General features: G+C 67.9%; 16 protein-coding genes. 6 read left to right on the plus strand and 10 right to left on the minus strand.

Annotated elements, in window-relative coordinates:
* Window positions 1-143: 143 nt before the first annotated feature.
* The 5 genes from H7J73_RS15405 to eccCa all read right to left on the minus strand — a co-directional run bounded on the left by H7J73_RS15405 (window position 144) and on the right by eccCa (window position 7,235).
* Window positions 144-1,448: a GAF domain-containing protein gene (locus H7J73_RS15405; protein WP_435405500.1), complete on the minus strand. Its 1,305-nt coding sequence runs from the start codon at window positions 1,446-1,448 to the stop codon at window positions 144-146.
* 173 nt (window positions 1,449-1,621) lie between these two features.
* Entirely contained in the window at window positions 1,622-1,921 is a 300-nt protein-coding gene (locus tag H7J73_RS15410; RefSeq protein ID WP_264068325.1) for a WXG100 family type VII secretion target, read from the minus strand.
* A 28-nt stretch (window positions 1,922-1,949) separates the two neighbouring features.
* The gene (locus tag H7J73_RS15415; RefSeq protein ID WP_264068326.1) at window positions 1,950-2,285 is read right to left on the minus strand and encodes a WXG100 family type VII secretion target; all 336 of its coding nucleotides are present in this window, start codon (window positions 2,283-2,285) and stop codon (window positions 1,950-1,952) included.
* 103 nt (window positions 2,286-2,388) lie between these two features.
* Window positions 2,389-3,600, minus strand: coding sequence for a type VII secretion-associated protein (locus H7J73_RS33705; RefSeq protein ID WP_264068327.1), 1,212 nt, complete (start codon window positions 3,598-3,600; stop codon window positions 2,389-2,391).
* Window positions 3,582-7,235, minus strand: coding sequence for a type VII secretion protein EccCa (gene eccCa, locus H7J73_RS15425; protein WP_264068328.1), 3,654 nt, complete (start codon window positions 7,233-7,235; stop codon window positions 3,582-3,584). Before eccCa ends, H7J73_RS33705 begins: the two co-directional genes overlap by 19 nt.
* Window positions 7,236-7,342: 107 nt before the next feature.
* On the opposite strand from eccCa, the gene eccD reads away from it, so the two are divergent.
* On the plus strand, window positions 7,343-8,527 hold the full coding sequence (gene eccD, locus H7J73_RS15430; RefSeq protein ID WP_264068329.1) for a type VII secretion integral membrane protein EccD: 1,185 nt from the start codon (window positions 7,343-7,345) through the stop codon (window positions 8,525-8,527).
* 35 nt (window positions 8,528-8,562) lie between these two features.
* Window positions 8,563-9,870, plus strand: coding sequence for a type VII secretion-associated serine protease mycosin (mycP, locus tag H7J73_RS15435; protein ID WP_264068543.1), 1,308 nt, complete (start codon window positions 8,563-8,565; stop codon window positions 9,868-9,870).
* Here the strand turns inward: mycP and eccB are convergent.
* The gene (gene eccB / locus H7J73_RS15440; protein WP_264068330.1) at window positions 9,820-11,205 is read right to left on the minus strand and encodes a type VII secretion protein EccB; all 1,386 of its coding nucleotides are present in this window, start codon (window positions 11,203-11,205) and stop codon (window positions 9,820-9,822) included. The two genes, mycP and eccB, sit on opposite strands and share 51 nt — an antisense overlap.
* A 217-nt stretch (window positions 11,206-11,422) precedes the next feature.
* On the opposite strand from eccB, the gene H7J73_RS15445 reads away from it, so the two are divergent.
* From H7J73_RS15445 to H7J73_RS15460, 4 genes are all read left to right on the plus strand, one after another.
* A complete protein-coding gene (locus tag H7J73_RS15445) occupies window positions 11,423-12,475 on the plus strand; it encodes an EamA family transporter (protein WP_264068332.1) in 1,053 nt (350 codons plus the stop codon).
* 12 nt (window positions 12,476-12,487) lie between these two features.
* On the plus strand, window positions 12,488-13,147 hold the full coding sequence (locus tag H7J73_RS15450; protein ID WP_435405501.1) for a cutinase family protein: 660 nt from the start codon (window positions 12,488-12,490) through the stop codon (window positions 13,145-13,147).
* A 63-nt stretch (window positions 13,148-13,210) separates the two neighbouring features.
* Window positions 13,211-13,930 carry a cutinase family protein gene (locus H7J73_RS15455; protein ID WP_264068333.1) on the plus strand — a complete coding sequence of 240 codons (720 nt, stop codon included), beginning with the start codon at window positions 13,211-13,213 and terminating at the stop codon, window positions 13,928-13,930.
* A gap of 56 nt (window positions 13,931-13,986) precedes the next feature.
* Entirely contained in the window at window positions 13,987-14,661 is a 675-nt protein-coding gene (locus H7J73_RS15460) for a cutinase family protein (protein ID WP_264068334.1), read from the plus strand.
* Window positions 14,662-14,665: 4 nt separating this feature from the next.
* Here H7J73_RS15460 and truA read toward each other — a convergent pair whose 3' ends face one another.
* The 4 genes from truA to rpsD form a co-directional block, all read right to left on the minus strand.
* A complete protein-coding gene (gene truA, locus H7J73_RS15465; protein WP_435405509.1) occupies window positions 14,666-15,559 on the minus strand; it encodes a tRNA pseudouridine(38-40) synthase TruA in 894 nt (297 codons plus the stop codon).
* The gene (rplQ, locus tag H7J73_RS15470; RefSeq protein ID WP_264068336.1) at window positions 15,546-16,109 is read right to left on the minus strand and encodes a 50S ribosomal protein L17; all 564 of its coding nucleotides are present in this window, start codon (window positions 16,107-16,109) and stop codon (window positions 15,546-15,548) included. Before rplQ ends, truA begins: the two co-directional genes overlap by 14 nt.
* Window positions 16,110-16,168: 59 nt before the next feature.
* The gene (locus H7J73_RS15475; protein WP_264068337.1) at window positions 16,169-17,221 is read right to left on the minus strand and encodes a DNA-directed RNA polymerase subunit alpha; all 1,053 of its coding nucleotides are present in this window, start codon (window positions 17,219-17,221) and stop codon (window positions 16,169-16,171) included.
* 99 nt (window positions 17,222-17,320) lie between these two features.
* Window positions 17,321-17,926: a 30S ribosomal protein S4 gene (rpsD, locus tag H7J73_RS15480; RefSeq protein ID WP_264068338.1), complete on the minus strand. Its 606-nt coding sequence runs from the start codon at window positions 17,924-17,926 to the stop codon at window positions 17,321-17,323.
* Between the last annotated feature and the right edge of the window lie 15 nt (window positions 17,927-17,941).

The following is a 17,941-nucleotide window of genomic DNA, read 5'->3' on the forward strand; positions in this document are numbered from 1 at the left end:
TCGTGCATAGAGACGACAAATGTGTCGGTCGTCACTCAGGGTAGAAAAAACAGGGTTGCACCACCGTTGCACCCCGCGAGCAGACGCAAACTAACCCCGTTTGGCCTGGAAAAGGGCCACTTTATGTCTGTTCGCGGGGGGTCTCAGCCCAACTCGAAGTCGAGCCCGGCGAGATGCCCGCCGGCCTGCGCACGCCCCACCGGTCCGACCGCGGCGCTGGTGTGCAGCACCTGCCAACCGTCGCGGTCGTCGCGGCCTTCCGGCGAGTCCAGCCAGCGCCGCAGCGGAGCCAGGTTGCCCCGGTGGCATTCGGCCAGGACCGCACCCCGCACGCTGGCCGACAACTGGGTGCGCAGCCGGGCGATCGACGGCGACACCGATTGCGGAAGCAGTGGGCCGTGGTAGGCGGCGAGCGCCGATTCGACATCGCCGATGTCCAGCGCGTCGAACACCTCACCGATATCGCTGGTGATCGGCATGAGCAACCGGTACGGCCGCGATTCGAGGAGTTCGGCCCCGATCACCTTGCGCAGCCGCGACATCTCGGCGCGCACCGTCACCACGTCGAGGTCCCTGTCGTCGAGCAGGACCGCGAGGTGATCAGCACTGAGCCCCTCGGGGTGGCGGCTGAGCAGGACGAGGATGTCGGCGTGCCGGCCGGTGAGCATGGCAGCCCGCAGGTGACCGTATTCGTCGGTGGTCACCCACCGGGGCCGATCGGCACCGAGCACGACCAGGTGGGGTTTGCGGGTCGCCGGTTGCACGGTGGTGCCGGTCAGCCGCAGCAGCGCCAAGTGGTTCTCCACCGCGAGCGCCGTCGCCCGCACCAACGCCAGGGTCTGCGCGGCAGCGGCCTGCGGTCCCCCGGTCAGGTCGATCGCACCGAGCAGGGCGCCGGTATCGGGATCGTGCACCGGGGTCGCTGTGCAACTCCACGGCTGGACGATGCGCGAGAAGTGCTCTGAACCGTGGATCTGGAGTTCGCGATCCAGCGCCAGCGCCGTTCCGGGCGCGTTGGTGCCGGCACTGCGCTCACTCCAGTCCGCGCCGGGCACGAAATTCATCGCCTCGGCCCGCCGACGGGCCTTGGGGTCACCCTCCACCCACAACAACGTGCCGTCGGCCGCGGTGACGGCAACGACGACACCGGAGTCGACGGCGTCGTCGACGAGCAGTCGACGGATCACCGGTAGCGCCGGGGCCAACGGATGTGCGTCGCGCAGTCGGGCGATACTCAGCGCGGCCGACGACGGGCGCGCACCGTCCAGATCCGGATCGACGCCCTTGGCCAGGCTGCGCTGCCAGCTCTTCGCGACGACGGGCCGCACCGTGGTGGAATCCAACGTGGAGACGTCGACTTCACCGGAGACGAACAGTTCGTGCACAGCACGCAGGGCCCGGGAGGACTCCCGGCCGCTGGGACCTCTTAACGTTCGCACCGTGTTCACGCTCCTGGCAGCGCCGGGCCCCATAATGCCCGGCCGCGTGCCGACACCATAGTCCCAATCCGAGCTCGATGGCACCTACCTGTGGAGATTTCTTGGTGGTTGCTGTGCGGCCCCGAAGGCTCTCCACACCTGGCGGGGCCGCACAGCGGTCTGGTGCCGCCACCGGCAGCGGGTCAGTGCGCACCCCAGGCATTGGCGGCCCGCCGGTCGGTCTCGGCGACTTCGTCCGCACCGTCGCGGACAGCATTGCCGAGCCGGGTGAGGATGTCGTTGAGCGCGGCGGCGGCCTGGTTCCAGTTGGCCTGTTCGACGCGGTAGGCCGCGGCGGCCTCGCGGGTCCAGGCCTCCTGCAACGGGGCGATGCGCGCGACCAGGTCGCCCAGCGCGGCGTTGAGCCGAGCCGATGTGACGTGGATGTCCCCACGCACGGAATGCTCGATCGCGGCGAAATCGTAGGACAGCACGGGATCCATAACCTGCTCCTCTGACTGGTCGATCGGGTCAGGAGACCCGCAGGTCCGCCGCGGTGGCGCCGATCTGCTGGGCATGCTGCTCCGCGGCCTGCGTCAGGGCTCGCTCGTTGTACCGGATGGTCTCGGCGATGGTGTCCAGCGCCTGGCACAGCCGAGTGGATTCCGAATTCCACTGCTCCACAACATTTTTGAACCGAGTCGCAGCGGCGCCACTCCATACCGATGGCGGTACTGCGGCCATCCGCGCGATGAATCCCTGTAGCAACGCGCGGATCTCCGCGGATCGCGAATCCGTCGCCGCGGCAACAGTGCGCATGAGCGCGAAGTCGGTCGCCAGTGCGCCCTGCGATGCCGGTGAACTCATCTCTGCCCCTAGTGCGTTCGCTGTGCGGGTTGTTCCGCACCATCTTTCTATTTGACTGTTGCCGAGCCCATTTGGTTCCCATTGCGGCGAAGGAAAATCGCGATCAACGAATCTCGTGCGCCGACCGGACCGCCTCGTCGCAGGCAGCGCTCACGTCCAACGAGGTCACCGCGCTCTGGCATCCGATCGCAATCCGCGTACCGCCGTCGACGACCACCGCCCACCGGATATCGTGGCCCGGCCTGATCTCCCGGTACGTGATGGCCGCCCGGCCGGCCCGCTCGTCGCCAGGATCGAAGTCGACGAAGATTCCCGCCGGCTCCGCGTCGATGCCCCGGCGGAGTATTGCCGCCGCGGCAGCCAGGCTGTCATCCCGCACAGCCGCCTGCGTCAGGTGCAACACCGACTCGCCGTCGGTCGGCGATACCACTTCCACCCGAGCCGAACCCGGGCCCGTGGTGATCCGTCGAACCGACCAATCTGCCGGAATCTGCATCGTGACATGCCCTTCCACCAATGCTGCCATCAACACAGTCGGAGCACCGACGGAATCGGCGTCCCCCGCACCGGCCCAGATCCCAGTCCCCAGGGCGGCCGCCGCGGCAACGGCACCAGCGGCGGGGAGCAGTCGGCGGCGCCCCCGCCCGGATGCCTCGACGGGGCCCTCATCGCAGTCCACCATCGCTGTCACCGCATCGAACAGCCGGCTGTCCTCGACTCGGCGCACCACGCGCCCCTCGCCGCGCAGCCGGTCGACGATCTGGACGGCCAACGCGTCCGCGCCCGGTATCCCGGCCGGGGCATCGAGCCATACCGGCGCCCGTCCGGAATTCCGAAGTACCGCGCGCACCACGGAATCTGCGACGTCAGGCGGGGCGGCAGCCCGACGCAGAACACCCGACAGCGCACCGCCATCGGCGGTGATCGTGACGATATGCGGTCCGATCTCCACCAGCGGCGCAACGCCGACTACCCCGGCCAGCAGCCAGGACCGCGGTCTGATGCTGACCTCGGAGCAGAGTCGGCGCGCGACTTCACGCACCGGGCCGATCCGCGTGGCGGGCCACCACGACGGGTGCACCAACACGGCGGGGGCATCGGCGTCCAGCAGCGGTTCGAGTACCGCACACCACACCTCGTCGAGTGCCACGGGCCGGGCGCCGACCAGAACCACCGCATCGTCACAGTCGAGTGCTGCCACGGCCAGCACCGCGTCACCCGACTGCGCCGATTCGACTGCGCCACTGGATAATCTGCGCACATGGACCGGTCCGATCTCACATACGGTGCCCACGGTCAACGCGACGCGGTCCACGCCACCTGCACCACCTGCTCGGGCGCCGCGCCGGTCGACAACGTGCCCCGCCCTGGCGGCAGTGGTCGCGCTCGAACCGCACCCAACACCGCCCCCTCCTCCGGGGATCCGCTCAGCTGCAAGCCCACTGCGCCGAGGTCGCGCACTGCGGCGAGGACCGGCTCGTAGAGCGCCCGCGCCGCGCCGGCGTGACGCCGGGCGATCACCATATGCAGGCCGATGTCCGCGGCATGCGGGAGCACCTCAAGGATGGGTGCCAGCGGGTTTGCGCCTGCGGTCGCGACCAGGTCGTAGTCGTCGACCACCAGGTAGATGTCGGGACCGGTCCACCAGGTCCGACCGCGCAGCTGGTGTTGCGAGACCGTGGCATCCGGTATGCGATCGCGCAGCAAGGACGTCATCGCGGGCAGCTGCGCCAGCACCGCGGCGGGCGTCGCGAGGTAGCCGGCGAGCCGGTCGAACGCCACCTCGTCGAGCAGTGTCCGCCGCGGATCGACCAATATCACCTGCGCCTCCAGAGGCGTTGTGGTGCGCAGGATCTCGCGGCACAGTACCCGCAGCGCAGTCGTCTTGCCGCTGCCCGGGTCACCGAGAATCACCAGGTGCGCTCGGGCGAGGTCGACCGTCACCGGGGCCAGCCGGCTCTCGCCGATACCCAGCAGCATCGCCGAACTGTCGGTCACCGCGGCCTCTCCGAGCAAGCCGTCGTAGTCAACCCGGCCGGGCAGCAACCTGATTGCCGGTGCGCACCGATCGCCGTGGCGGCTTCTGAGCAGCTCGGCGACAGCGGCCGGGTCGGGCGGTACGGCCGCCACGAAAGGCAAACCGCCCGGTGCCAGCCCGTGCCCGGGCCGGCCCGCCGGTACGGCCCGCGCGCGTGTGCGATCGACCTCGGAATCCGCCGGATCGCCGAGCCGTAACTCGATGCGGGTACCCAGTTGGTCCTTCAGCGCGGGGCGGATATCTGCCCAGCGCGCAGCGGTCATCACCACATGCACACCGTGGGACAGCCCTTCTGCGGCGATCGCCGTGATCGCCTGTTCCAGACCGTCGGCGTCCTGGCGGACTGCGTGCCAACCGTCGACCGCGAGGAACACCTCGCCGTAGCCATCCGGTCTGTCGCTCGTGGCGGCGTACTGCCTACCGCGAAGTACCGCGGCGATCTCGGCGACTGTCCGCCGCGCCAGATCTGGATCGTGTCGTCCCGCGACGGCGCCGACATGCGGCAGATCCTGCAGACAGGCGAGTCCGCCGCCGCCGAAGTCCAGACAGTAGAACGTGATCCGGCCCGGGTCGTACTGCACCGCCAACCCCGTCACCAGCGTGCGCAGCAGCGTCGATTTACCCGACTGCGGACCGCCGACCACCGCGACGTTGCCGGCCGCACCGGACAGCTCCAGCGCCAGTGCGCTGCGGCGCTGGTCGAACGCGTTGTCGACCAATCCGACCGGCACCGTGAGATCGCCGCCGTCCCGGGGTTCGGCGAGCACCGCAGTCAGCGCCGGCGATTCCACCAGTGGCGGCAACCAGATCCGATGTGCCGAGGCTCCATACCCGACCAGCCCGGCCAAGACGATGTCGGCGACACTGCTCGCCGGGCCGGCGCGCTCGTCAGGATGCGCCGGGGCGACGATCCGTCCCACGGGGGCCGCGGTGAACACTGTCGGTACCGTCACCGGCACCAATTGTGACGCGGCCGGCGGGCTCGCCGTTGGTCCGGACACATATGCGGCCTGAAACCGGATCGGCTCGGCAGCAGCGATTTTGAGATAGGCCGCACCAGGAGCACCGGGTAGCTCGTAGGCATCGGGCACTCCGATGGTCATCCGGGATTCACCCGCCGAGAGCGTCTTCAAACAGATCCGATACGACAGGTGCGCGTCGAGGCCCCGCAACCGGCCGTCGTCGAGACGTTGACTGGCCAGCAGCAGGTGCATGCCCAGTGACCGCCCCAACCGGGCGATCGCGACGAAGACGTCGAGAAACTCCGGTTGTTGAGCCAGCAGCTCGGAGAATTCGTCGACGATGATGAACAACGCCGGAAGCGGGGCGCCCGGCCGGCCGGCGCGGCGGGACCGCTCGTATTCGGTGATGCTCGCGAGGTTGCCCGCGCTGCGCAGGATCTGCTGTCGTCGGTTGATCTCACCGGTCAGCGCATCGCGCATGCGGTCCACCAGATAGGCCTCGTCGGCAAGGTTGGTGATGACCGCGGAGACGTGGTTGGCCCGATCGAGGCCGAGAAACGTCGCCCCGCCTTTGAAGTCGATCAGCACGAGGTTGAGCGCCTCGGGCGGATGGCGCGCGATCATCCCGAGGGCGATCGTCCGCAGTAGTTCGGATTTACCTGAGCCGGTGGCACCGACGCAAAGCCCATGCGGACCCATCCCGCCGTGCGCCGCCTCCCGGATATCCAGTTCGAGCGCGGCCCCGTCCGGCGTGGTCCCCAGCGGGACCCGCAGCCGATATTGATCGACGTTGGCCCACAGGGATTTCCAGTCTTGACCGACCGCAGAGGCGCCGACCAGCTCCCGCCACCCGCCTCCTGTCGCAGGCACATCCCCAGGGCCGGGCCGATGGCCTGCCAGACGTCGCGCGCAGACGACGGCATCCTCCGGCGACAGCAGGTCCGGCCGCGCAACGTCGACGGCACCGTCGGGGCCCGTGACGATCAGTTGGGTGGGTGTCACCCGCAGGCCCGGTTCCACCGCGTCGCCGGGGCCGATCCTCAGCACCGTGACCTCACCGGCGGGCGCCTCGCCGCTTTCGACACCGTCGGCGATGACGACGGCGCAGCGACCCAGCGGACATGCCGCCAGGGCGGCGGCCAGACTCGGATAGACCAGCCTGAGTGAGCCCACCTCGTCGACGACACTGGGATGTCGATGGTGCGGCAGCCATTTCAACCAGTCCCAATGATCCGCAGCGCGGGCATCGACCGCGGCGAGCACCACCAGATCGGCGGGGCTGTGCAGGACCGTGAGCTGACAGACCATGGCTCGTACCAGCGAACGAGCATCGGAGCTTTCACCGTCGATCGTGACGACCGGAGTTTCCGGCAGCGCGATCGTGACCGGCGTCGAGGCCACCGTCGAATACGCCAGAAGGAACCGGCGCAGTGCCGTCCACGTCACCGGATCAGCCCGGTCGTCGGGTTCGGACTCCGGCCCGATCGGCACCGTCTCCGCTGCCACGGCTCCCACCCCGATCCGCACCCGGCCGAAGTCGGCGTCACCGCGCTGGCGCTCCCACATCCGCGGCCCGCCCACAAATGTCCACAAGGCATCCGGCGCCGGGTGGCGCGCCCACAGCCACTCACGTTGTGCCAGCGCACTATCGACGAATGTGGCAGCCAGCCCCCGCAGGTGCTCCAAATAGCGGGTACGGTCGGCATCCAGTTCGGCCGCCCGCTGCCTGCTGCCGCCCTGAATCGCGGAGACAACGGCAGAGCCGACCATCATGATCGGAAACAGAGCGAACATCGGGTTGCGGGGTATCGACGCCCCCGACATCACCACCGCGGCCACCATCCCCAGCCCGGCCAGCAGCGTCACCGCGGGCATCAGCAGCCGGACCAGGGTGCCGGCGCCACCGGACCGGGGCACGGGTGGCGGCGCCGCGACAGCTATCTCGTTCACCGGCCTCCTGTCGTTATCGACGGACCGTAGGCGCGACCACCCACCGCCGCAATTCACCTGTGCATCGATGTACACACGGCCGGGTCCGCCGCCGTTAGCGTCACCGCGTGATCGCGGGAACCGAAGGCGATATGTGTCGAGTGTCCGTCTCTGCCGGCGCTATTCAGGCCGATATGGCGTTGCCATCCACGGTCCCGGTGGGGCAGCTGATCCCCTCGGTCTACGACATCCTCGGCGGAACCGGTCGACCACCAGCCGTGTTTCCACTCGGTTTGTATCCGCCGGGCAAGGCGGCACTGAACCCGTCACAGTCGTTGTCCCAACTGGGAATTGGCGACGGAACCCTGTTGATCTTGGCGCCGGTCGGATCGGAGACGGCAGCCGACCCGGTGGTGCAGGCCGCAGATGTGGTCGAGCGCGCCGCCGAGGCCGAACCGGGCGCATGGACGTCGTCGCAGTCGCGACTGGCCGCCCTGCTCATCGTGATCGCCCTGGCCGGGACGACGGGTTTGGTGGTGGTCCCCGACGGGTTCGGAGCGCCCAGCCTGCTGCTGGGCGCGACAGCAACCGCGGCGACGGCCACGATCGCCACCCGCGCCACTCGGCATGGCCGCACCACCCTGCTGGCGACGATCACCCTGGGAGTTCTCATCGCCGCGGCCGCTCTCGTCTCGACGCTGTTCGACCTCCGCGCATCGGCAGCGGGCGCGGTACTGGCCACGATGTCGACCGCCGTGTTGAACGTTCCCGGCCGACTGACCGTGATGGTGGCCGGACTCTCGACATCGATAGGCGGAGATCTCGATCCCGATACCGCCCGGTCCAGCGGTGAGCTCCGGAGCAGGTCGGCGCGCGCCCAGCAGGTGCTGACCGCGCTCGTGATGGGTGCGTCGTTCGCTACGGCATCGGGCGCCTTGGTGATCGTCGACGGCCGAGACCCGCCCGATTTCGTTCTCGCCGGGACCCTCGCGGTGCTGCTGATTCTGCGGTCCCGGGTGCATCACCATCTCCTCCGCCGGTCGGGCCTGCTGTTCGCGGGAACACTTTCCACCACAGCACTTTTCGTGGCGCTGTGGTGGACCGACCCAGGGTTGGCCCCATGGCTCTGCGGTGCAGCAGCCGTGCTCGCACTCGCCGCGATCTGGCTCGGGTTCGCTCCGCCCGCCGCCGCCAGTGCACCACCGCTGCGGCGGTGTCTGGACCTGCTGGACTGCCTCGCGGTGGCGGCTCTCATACCGTTGGCTTGCTGGAGTTCCGGCGTGTTCGACCTCGTCCGCGGGATGAGCCTGTGAGGCCCTGTCGAGCCGTCAGTGTCGCGACGGTCGGCATGATCACCATTGCGCAGTGCTGTGCACCGCCGGCCCGCGCGCTCACTCCCCCGCCGATCGACAGCAGCAGGTTGCCCGCTGCGGCGCTGCCCGCGCCACCGCAACCGACCGAGCAACGCGAGATGTGCACGGTACCCAGGCAGACCCGCGCGACGTCGCCGGCGGCCAACCCACTGCATACCCTCGACATGACCTCGGTGTGGCGACTGACCCGCGGTGAGGGGCAACGGGTTGCCGTCATCGACACCGGAGTGAACCGGCATCCGCGGCTGGCCCATCTCGAAGCGGGCGGTGACTACGTAGCGGCGGGCGACGGCGCCCAGGACTGCGACGGACACGGCACGATCGTGGCCGGCATCATCGCCGCGGCACCGGACTCGACAGACCAGGTGGGATTCGCCGGCCTGGCCCCCGCTGCGACCGTGCTCTCGATCCGGCAGTCCAGTACGAAATTCGGCCCCACCGCGAATCCGTCGGTCACAGGGTTCGGCGACGTCGACACGATGGCGATGGCCGTTCGCACCGCGGCCGACCGCGGCGCGACCGTCATCAACATCTCGTCGGTGGCCTGCGCGGCCGGCCCCCTCGACGACCGTGCCCTCGGCGCCGCACTCGCCTATGCCGTCGATGTGTTGGATGTCGTCGTGGTCGCCGCCGCAGGCAATGTGGGTGGTGCGAGCCAATGCCCCAAGCAAACCGAGACCACCGGATTGAGCTGGGACACTGCCACTGTCGCGGTCAGCCCGGCCTGGTACGACGACTATGTCCTGACGGTCGGCGCCCTCGGGACCGACGGATCCCCGTCGTCGTTCAGCCTCGCCGGACCGTGGGTCGACGTCGCGGCCCCCGGGGAGGACATGGTGTCACTGGATCCCGCGGGGAGCGGGATTGTCGACGGGCTGACCGTGTTCGACCGCGACATCCCGATCTCGGGAACCAGTTACGCCGCACCCGTGGTCAGTGGACTGGTCGCTCTGGTGCGCGCCAGGTTTCCGGAACTGACGGCCCGCCAGGTGATGCAACGGATCGAGGCGACCGCCCATCGACCGGCGGCTGGATGGAATCCGGTGGTGGGAAACGGCACCATCGATCCGCTGGCCGCGGTCAGCTCCGACTCGATCAGCTCAGGTACCCCGGTGACCGAAGCTCGACCGATCGACCTCCCACAGGCACCCGCGACGGCCCGCCGCGCCAGCCGCGCCGCGCTCTTGGGCGCCGGCGTTTGCGCGGCGGTGGCCGCCGCAGCGCTGGCCCTGTCAGCCGCCCGCTCCCGGCGGGCCGCTCGGCTGGACATCACGCGCGAGTAGTGCGGCGTCCCTGCGCAATTCCGGTCCCGACGGGAGCATCGTCACCAGCGGCCACGGTGCGGCCTCCGGATGATCGGGCAGCCCGAGCACCCGGGCGGCATCGGTATCGGCGACCGGGTAGCGCACCCCGGTATCGGCGACCAGCGATCCCGTCACAGCGGCGGCACCCGTCGAGCCGATGTAGGCGCTCCGTCCCGGCGGTAGGAACACCGCATCGACCGCGGCGCCGGCGCCGTCGCCCTGCGCCAGTGGAATCGGCACCTGCGTCTCCCGCAGCGGTAGCCCGCTACCCGCGTAGAGGGCGGCTTTGCCCGCCAGCCAGGAAGCGCACAGGACCGGGACATCGTCGGCCAACAGTGCGCCCACCCGATCGGGAAACTCCGCAATCGGAAGTATCCCGAGTGTCGGCATATCGGATACGGCCGACGGCGCAACCGCGGTGATGTCGGCACCGGGCCGTGCCGCGGCGAACTGAATGAGATCCGCCGCCACGGCACCGATACGTTGCACACCACCGGCGAGGACGACGAAATACTCAGTGGCCGAAGCCTGTTCGACGCGGAAGACATCGCCGACAGCAAATCCGGGGAGCGCCAGCGGTCCGTGACTGCCGCGGTCCGGGATGACCGGCGCCGCGATCGGCGGCAGTTCCGGGATCACGTTCAGTAGTGCCTGGGACGCAGGTCGCGGGGTACGCCCATCGAGATGCAGGGCACGAACAGTCACGGCGTCGGTCATGTCGATGAGCGCCCGGCTGCCGTTATAGAGCAGGTAGGTGCTACCGGAGCGACTCGACACCAGCACCGACTCGTCCACGGGCAGTGCCCGGGTCTTCCCCTCGCTGGACAGCGGCCCGGCGATCACGGTGGTGGCCGGGCTGTCGCACACCGTCCAGCCGGATTCCTGCGCCGATAACGCCGGGCCGATGGCCGCCGGTGCGCCCGGAATACCGAGTAGCGGTCCGCGTTCGACTCCTGCCAGGTCGGCGGCCGCCACCTGGCGAGGGGCGTCGTCAACACCGGTGATCAGCCGCGCCGAGGTGAGGTTCATGACGGGATGGACCGTGGCCCCGACCCGGACATAGAGCGCCCCGGAAGCCCGGTCCATCAAGATCGAATCGTCACCGAGACCCGCGGCCGGCTTGATCCAGCCGAACAGTGCACAGCCTGCGACCCCGAGCACCGCCAACAATGCGCCCACATAGAACGAAACGGATTGCAGCCGAACCGGGTCGGCGTCTGCATCCGATTCGCCGAGCAGGACCGCACGCTCGAGCCTGCGCATCAGGAACCGGTGGCCACTCAGCTGTAGCCGGGCGCTCGGGTACCGTGCCACGGCCTCACGCTAGACGCGCGGCAGCACTAGGTCCGTCAGCGATCCACAGGCTGGCGCCATCGCCCGGCAGTGTCCCCTGTTACCCGCACCACATTCGGCGCGCAGTGTGAGCCCTTCGTCATGACCGAAAATGATTTGACGCGTGACCTGGCCGACCTTATCGTCATTACCAAACGAACTTTTACTCATTACACCTTTGAGGAGGTGCCTCATGCTGATGACGAAGCCCGCTCTCGACAATTTCCGGCTCGGCCTACTGTTCGCGGTCGGGTCCGCGTTCACCTTCGGCATGTCCGGCCCCTTCGCAAAATCGCTCATGGAAGCCGGTTGGAGCCCGACAGCGGCGGTCACCGCGCGACTCGCCCTCGGCGCCGTCGTGATGGCGATCTTCGCGACAGTGGTCAAACCGGATTGGTTCCGCGAAGCGATCGCGCATTCGAAGACCGTGGTGGTTTACGGCCTGATCCCGATCGCGGGTGCCCAACTCTGCTACTACAACGCCGTCGCGCACGTCTCCGTCGGCGTGGCACTTCTGCTGGAATACACCGCACCACTGCTCGTGGTCGGCTGGCTCTGGGCCACCACCCGGCGCAAGCCCAGCAACAAAACACTCGCGGGTGTCGGCCTGGCCGTCGCCGGAATCATGATGGTGCTCGGCATCATCGGCGAACACGGGTTGGCCGGCGCCCACATCAATGCCATCGGCATCGCGTGGGGCCTCGGCGCGGCCGTCTGCGCGGGCTTCTACTTCATGATGAGCGACGAAGTCAGCTCCGATGGCACCGGCCTGAACTCGATCACACTGGCTGCGGGCGGGCTGATCGTCGGCGCCGCGGCGGTGGCACTGCTGGGCCTGACCGGCATCATGCCGCTGACGTTCACCACCAACAATGTCGTCATCGCCGGCATCACCACCTCGTGGCTGGTCCCCGTGATCGCGCTCGGCGTCGTCAGCACGGCCGTCGCCTACACCCTGGGCATCCGCGGCGTCGCCCGGTTGCGGCCGAGCTTCGCCTCCCTGGTCGGCCTGGCCGAGGTGCTCTTCGCCGTGCTGTGGGCGTGGCTGCTGGTCGGTGAGGCGATGACCACCGCGCAGGCTTTCGGCGGTGCCGTGGTGCTGGCCGGTCTGGCGCTCGCTCGCCAAGGCGATAAATCGGGCGTCGTCACCGCCGCGACGTGGCCAGACGCCGGCGTCGTCGAGGATCTCAGCACTGCACGTTTCGAGCTGCCGCCCGTCGCTTTGCGGACCCCGGACGGTAGCGGCCGTTAAACTGCTGACGTGATGACTGACCGTTTCCGCCGTACCGCCGTGGGCGCCACCGTCATGGCTGCCGTCCTGGTGACCGCGTCGACTGTGCTACCCACACAGTTCGGCGTCCCCAAGGCGCATGCCGCGTGCTCGGATGTCGAGGTGGTCTTCGCCCGCGGCACCGATCAGCCACAGGGCCTCGGGCGGGAAGGGCAGGCATTCGTCAACGCCCTCAAGCCGCAACTGGGCGGGCGCTCGCTCGGGGTGTACGCGGTGGTCTACCCCGCAACCTACGACTTCCTCGCCGCCGCCGATGGCGCCAACGATGCCAGCGCCCACATCCAGGGCACGATGGCCGACTGCCCGGCCACCAGGATCGTCCTGGCCGGCTATTCACAAGGCGCGGCCATCGTCGACGTGCTGGCCGCGGTTCCGTTCCCAGCCATCGGATTCAACGCGCCGCTGCCTCCCGACGCACCCGATCACATCGCCGCGCTGGCAGTCTTCGGCAACCCGAGCACCAGGCTCGGCCTGCCGTTGACCGCCAGCCCGGTCTACGGATCGCGGTCCATCGATCTCTGTATCGCCGGCGACCCGATCTGCTCCGACGGGAACGACGTAGCCGCACACAGCAACTATGTCTCCGCCGGACTGGTCCAGCAGGGCGCGAACTTCGTCGCCGGGCTCCTCTGACGCGTCCGTCAGAGATCGCCCGCGATTTCGGTCGTGTCCTAGCCGTGTGTGAGAATTAGTTCTATGAGCTCAGTAACGGCTGCTGCAGCAGCTTTCCGGTTTTCGGCGCCTGCTCGCAGGCTGTTGACCGCACTCGCGGCCCTGCCCGCGGCGGCGATACTGCTCATTGCCCCCGCCGTTGTCCCCACGCCCGCGGGCATCCCGTCGGCCAGCGCCGATCCCTGCCCCGACGTCGAGTTGGTGTTTGCCCGCGGCACCAGCGAACCCGCCGGAATAGGCCGGGTCGGGCAGGCCCTCGCAGACAGCCTCACACCACTGCTGGGCAACCGCACCCTCGGCACCTACGGGGTGAACTACCCGGCAACCTACGACTTCCTGGCAGCCGCCGACGGTGCCAACGATGCGACCGCCCACATTCTCTCCATGGCGCAGACCTGCCCGTCGACCCGGATCGTGCTCGGCGGCTACTCGCAGGGCGCTGCTGTGGTCGACATGCTCGGCAACATCCCGCCGCTGGGCAACAAAGTCGGCGAAGTCGGGTCGGCAGCACCTCTGCCCGGCAGCGTCCTGGGCAATATCGCCGGCGCCGCCGTCTTCGGCAACCCCTCCGCCAAATTCAGTGTGCCGCTCACCAACAGTGCTCTGTTCGGGGGCCGCTCCATCGACCTGTGCAGCGACGGCGACCCGATCTGCAGCGACGGCCGCAATCCATTCGCCCACACCCATTACGAGTCGAGCGAGTTCCCCGGCCAGGCAGCCAACTTCATCGCCGGTTTGGTGTAGCTCGCCCTCTCCTGAGAATTCTCCGGCCATGTCAGTTACTTCGTTAGCATGAGCCTATGAGCCGGCTGCGAACTTGCTGCGCAACACTGATCTCCGCCATCACGGCGGCAGCGACGCTTTTTGTTGCTCCCACCCTGGTGACCGGTATCGGTATCCCGTCTGCTTCCGCAGCGTGCCCCGATGTCGAGGTGATCTTCGCCCGCGGCCGACTCGAACCGCCGGGTGCCGGCCAGATCGGCAATGCGTTCGTCAGTGGGCTGCGATCGAAAACCGGCAAGAACATCAACCTCTACTCGGTGCAGTATCCCGCCGACAATCAGGTCGATATCGGCGCCAACGACATGAGCCAACGCATCCAGAGCACTGCCGCCACCTGCCCGAACACCAGAATCGTGCTCGGCGGTTACTCCCTTGGCGCCGCCGTGACCGACGTGGTGCTGGCCGTGCCGATGGGCTTCATGGGATTCAAGAATCCGCTGCCCGGCGATATGAGCGACCACATCGCAGCTGTCGCCGTCTTCGGCAACGGGTCGCAGTGGGTCGGCCCGCTCAGCAATTTCAACCCGGTCTACGGCGACCGGACCATCGAGCTGTGCCACGGCGACGACCCGATCTGCAACCCGACGGATCCCAACAACTGGCAGGACTACTGGCCGCAACACCTGGCCCCGGCATATATCGGAGCCGGAATGGTCGACCAGGCCGTCGACTTCGTGGCGGGCCGGCTCTGAGCTACTACAACGGGGGACGCACGACCTTGGTCACCTGGATCCGCTCCGCCAGCTGATCGTCGCTCGGATAGTCGACGCCGATCATCGTCAGTCCCTTTGCGGGCGCCACGCTGTAATCGTTGGCACGCCGGGCCGCACCAAGCAGCCCACTCACCCAATCCCGTTGCCTGCGTTGCTCCCCCACAGCCGTCAGCACACCGATCAATGACCGGACCATATTCCAGCAGAACGCATCCGCGGTTACCGACGCGGTGATCAGATCGCCGTCGCGGACCCAGTCGAGGCGTTGCAACTCCCTGATGGTGGTGCCGCCTTCCCGGTACCGGCAGAACGCAGCGAAGTCGTGTAGCCCCAGCAGATCGCGCGATACCTCGTTCATCGCGTCAACATCGAGCGGCCGCGGCCAAGGCACGACGAAGCGGGCCAGCTCCGGCTCCACACCGTGGTGGGCCGTCGAGATACGGTAGATGTAGTGCCTACGTAGTGCCGAGAACCGCGCGTCGAATCCTGTTGGCGCCCTGACGATATCGCGAACCCGGACATCGTCTGGCAGGATCCGCCCCAGCCGTCGGACCAGAGACTGGAACTCCGGGTCCTGTGGGCGCGGCGTCCGTGGGTAGGCCCGCGCGATCGCATCGGCCGGGATGTCGACATGCGCGACCTGCCCGGTGGCATGCACACCGGCATCAGTGCGGCCGGCCACCTTCAGTTCCACCGCCACCCGGAATACCAGCGACAACGCGTCACCGAGCACCCCGGCCACCGTACGCTGACCGACCTGCGCCGCCCACCCCGCGAAATCGGTTCCGTCGTAGGCAATGTCCAGGCGCAGACGAATATGCCCGCCATCGGAGTCGATGGCGGGCATATTCGGTGCGTCTGCGTTACTTGGCGTCATCCTCGGCCGGAGCCGCATCAGCCGCTTCCTCTGCGACCTCGGCGGTCTGCGCGTCGGCGATCGATTCATCCTCGGCTTCGACCTCTTCGAGCGGGGTCTCGGCGGCCTCCTCCACGGGGGCTTCCTCGGCGACCGGCTCGGCCTTCTTGGTCGACGCGACGCGACGGGCCCGATCGGCCTCCGAGGTCACCGTCTTCTCCCGGACCAGCTCGATGACGGCCATCGGCGCGTTGTCGCCCTTGCGGTTCTCCACCTTGATGATGCGGACATAACCACCGGGACGATCAGCGAAGAACGGGCCGATCTCGGCGAACAAGGTGTGCACGACATCCTTGTCGCGGATCTTTTTCAGCACCTCACGCCGGTTGTGCAGCGTGCCCTTCTTGGCATGGGTGATGAGCTTCTCCGCGTAGGGCCGCAGCGCCCGCGCCTTGGGCTCGGTCGTCTTGATCCGGCCATGCTCGAACAGCGAGGTGGCCAGGTTGGCCAGCAGCGCCTTCTGGTGCGAGGACGACCCGCCGAGGCGAGGACCCTTTGTGGGCTTGGGCATTGCGACTATCTCCTAAATGGGGCCGGCCCCCGTATCAGGTAGGGCCGGGACGGATTGTGTTAGAGCTGTTCGGTTTCGGCGAAGTCCTGGTCGGTGTCCAGGTCATAGCCGGCATCGCTGTTCCAGGTACCGGTGGCGACGTCATAGCCGGCAACCTCGGACGGATCGAAGGTGGCCGGACTGTCCTTGAGCGAAAGACCCAGCTGGTGCAGCTTGATCTTGACCTCGTCGATCGACTTCTGGCCGAAGTTACGGATGTCCAGCAGATCGGATTCCGTGCGGGCGACGAGCTCGCCGACGGTGTGCACACCCTCGCGCTTGAGGCAGTTGTACGACCGGACGGTCAGGTCCAGATCGTCGATCGGCAGCGCGAAGCTGGCGATGTGATCCGCCTCGGCCGGTGACGGGCCGATCTCGATGCCCTCGGCTTCGATGTTGAGTTCGCGGGCCAGACCGAACAATTCGACCAGCGTCTTACCGGCCGAGGCCAGCGCGTCCCGCGGAGTGATCGAGTTCTTGGTCTCGACGTCGAGGATCAGCTTGTCGAAGTCGGTGCGCTGCTCGACGCGGGTCGCCTCGACCTTGTAGGTCACCTTCAGCACGGGCGAGTAGATGGAATCGACCGGGATACGGCCGATCTCGGCGCCCGAGGCCTTGTTCTGCACGGCGGGGACATAGCCACGGCCACGCTCGACGACGAGCTCGACCTCCAGCTTGCCCTTGTCGTTCAGGGTGGCGATATGCATTTCGGGGTTGTGCACGGTGACACCGGCCGGCGGGACGATATCGCCCGCGGTGACCTCACCCGGGCCCTGCTTGCGCAGGTACATGGTGACCGGCTCGTCCTCTTCGGACGAGACGACCAAGCCCTTGAGGTTCAGGATGATGTCGGTGACGTCTTCCTTGACCCCCGGCACGGTGGTGAACTCGTGCAGCACGCCGTCGATGCGGATGCTGGTGACCGCTGCGCCCGGAATGGACGACAGCAGCGTGCGCCGCAGCGAGTTGCCCAGGGTGTAGCCGAATCCCGGCTCCAGGGGCTCGATGACGAACTGCGAGCGGTTGTCGGCGATGACCTCTTCGCCCAGGGTGGGCCGCTGAGAAATCAGCATGGTGTTTCCTTCTCCTTCTCGGCACCCACTATTTGATGCCGATAGATGGCCCCTGGACCCGCGCCCTCGTGATGAAGGCGCGGAGCCGGGGGTACTGCCTTACTTCGAGTAGAACTCGACGATCAGCTGCTCGGTGAGCGGAACCTGGATCTGAGCACGCTCGGGCAGCTGGTGCACGAGGATGCGCTGGCGCTCCCCCACGACCTGCAGCCAACCCGGGATCGTGGTCTGGCCGGCGGCCTGGCGGGCAGCTTCGAACGGCAACGTGTTGATCGACTTCTCGCGGATGTCGATGATGTCGTACTGCGACACCCGGTAGCTGGGGATGTCGACCTTGACGCCGTTGACGGTGAAGTGACCGTGGCTGACCAGCTGGCGAGCCATGCGACGCGTGCGGGCGAGCCCGGCGCGGTACACCACGTTGTCCAAGCGGCTCTCGAGGATACGCAGCAGGTTCTCGCCGGTCTTGCCCGACAGGCGGTTGGCCTCTTCGTAGTAACGGCGGAACTGCTTCTCCATCACGCCGTAGGTGAAGCGGGCCTTCTGCTTCTCCTGCAGCTGCGTGCGGTATTCGCTCTCCTTGATGCGCGCGCGGCCGTGCTGGCCGGGCGGGTAAGGACGCTTCTCAAAGGACTGATCTCCGCCGATGAGATCGACGCCGAGGCGACGCGACTTGCGGGTCGCGGGTCCGGTATAACGAGCCATGTCTCTCTATCTCCT

It is taken from the genome of Mycolicibacterium komossense (assembly GCF_025822605.1).
In the GTDB taxonomy this organism is placed as follows: domain Bacteria; phylum Actinomycetota; class Actinomycetes; order Mycobacteriales; family Mycobacteriaceae; genus Mycobacterium; species Mycobacterium komossense.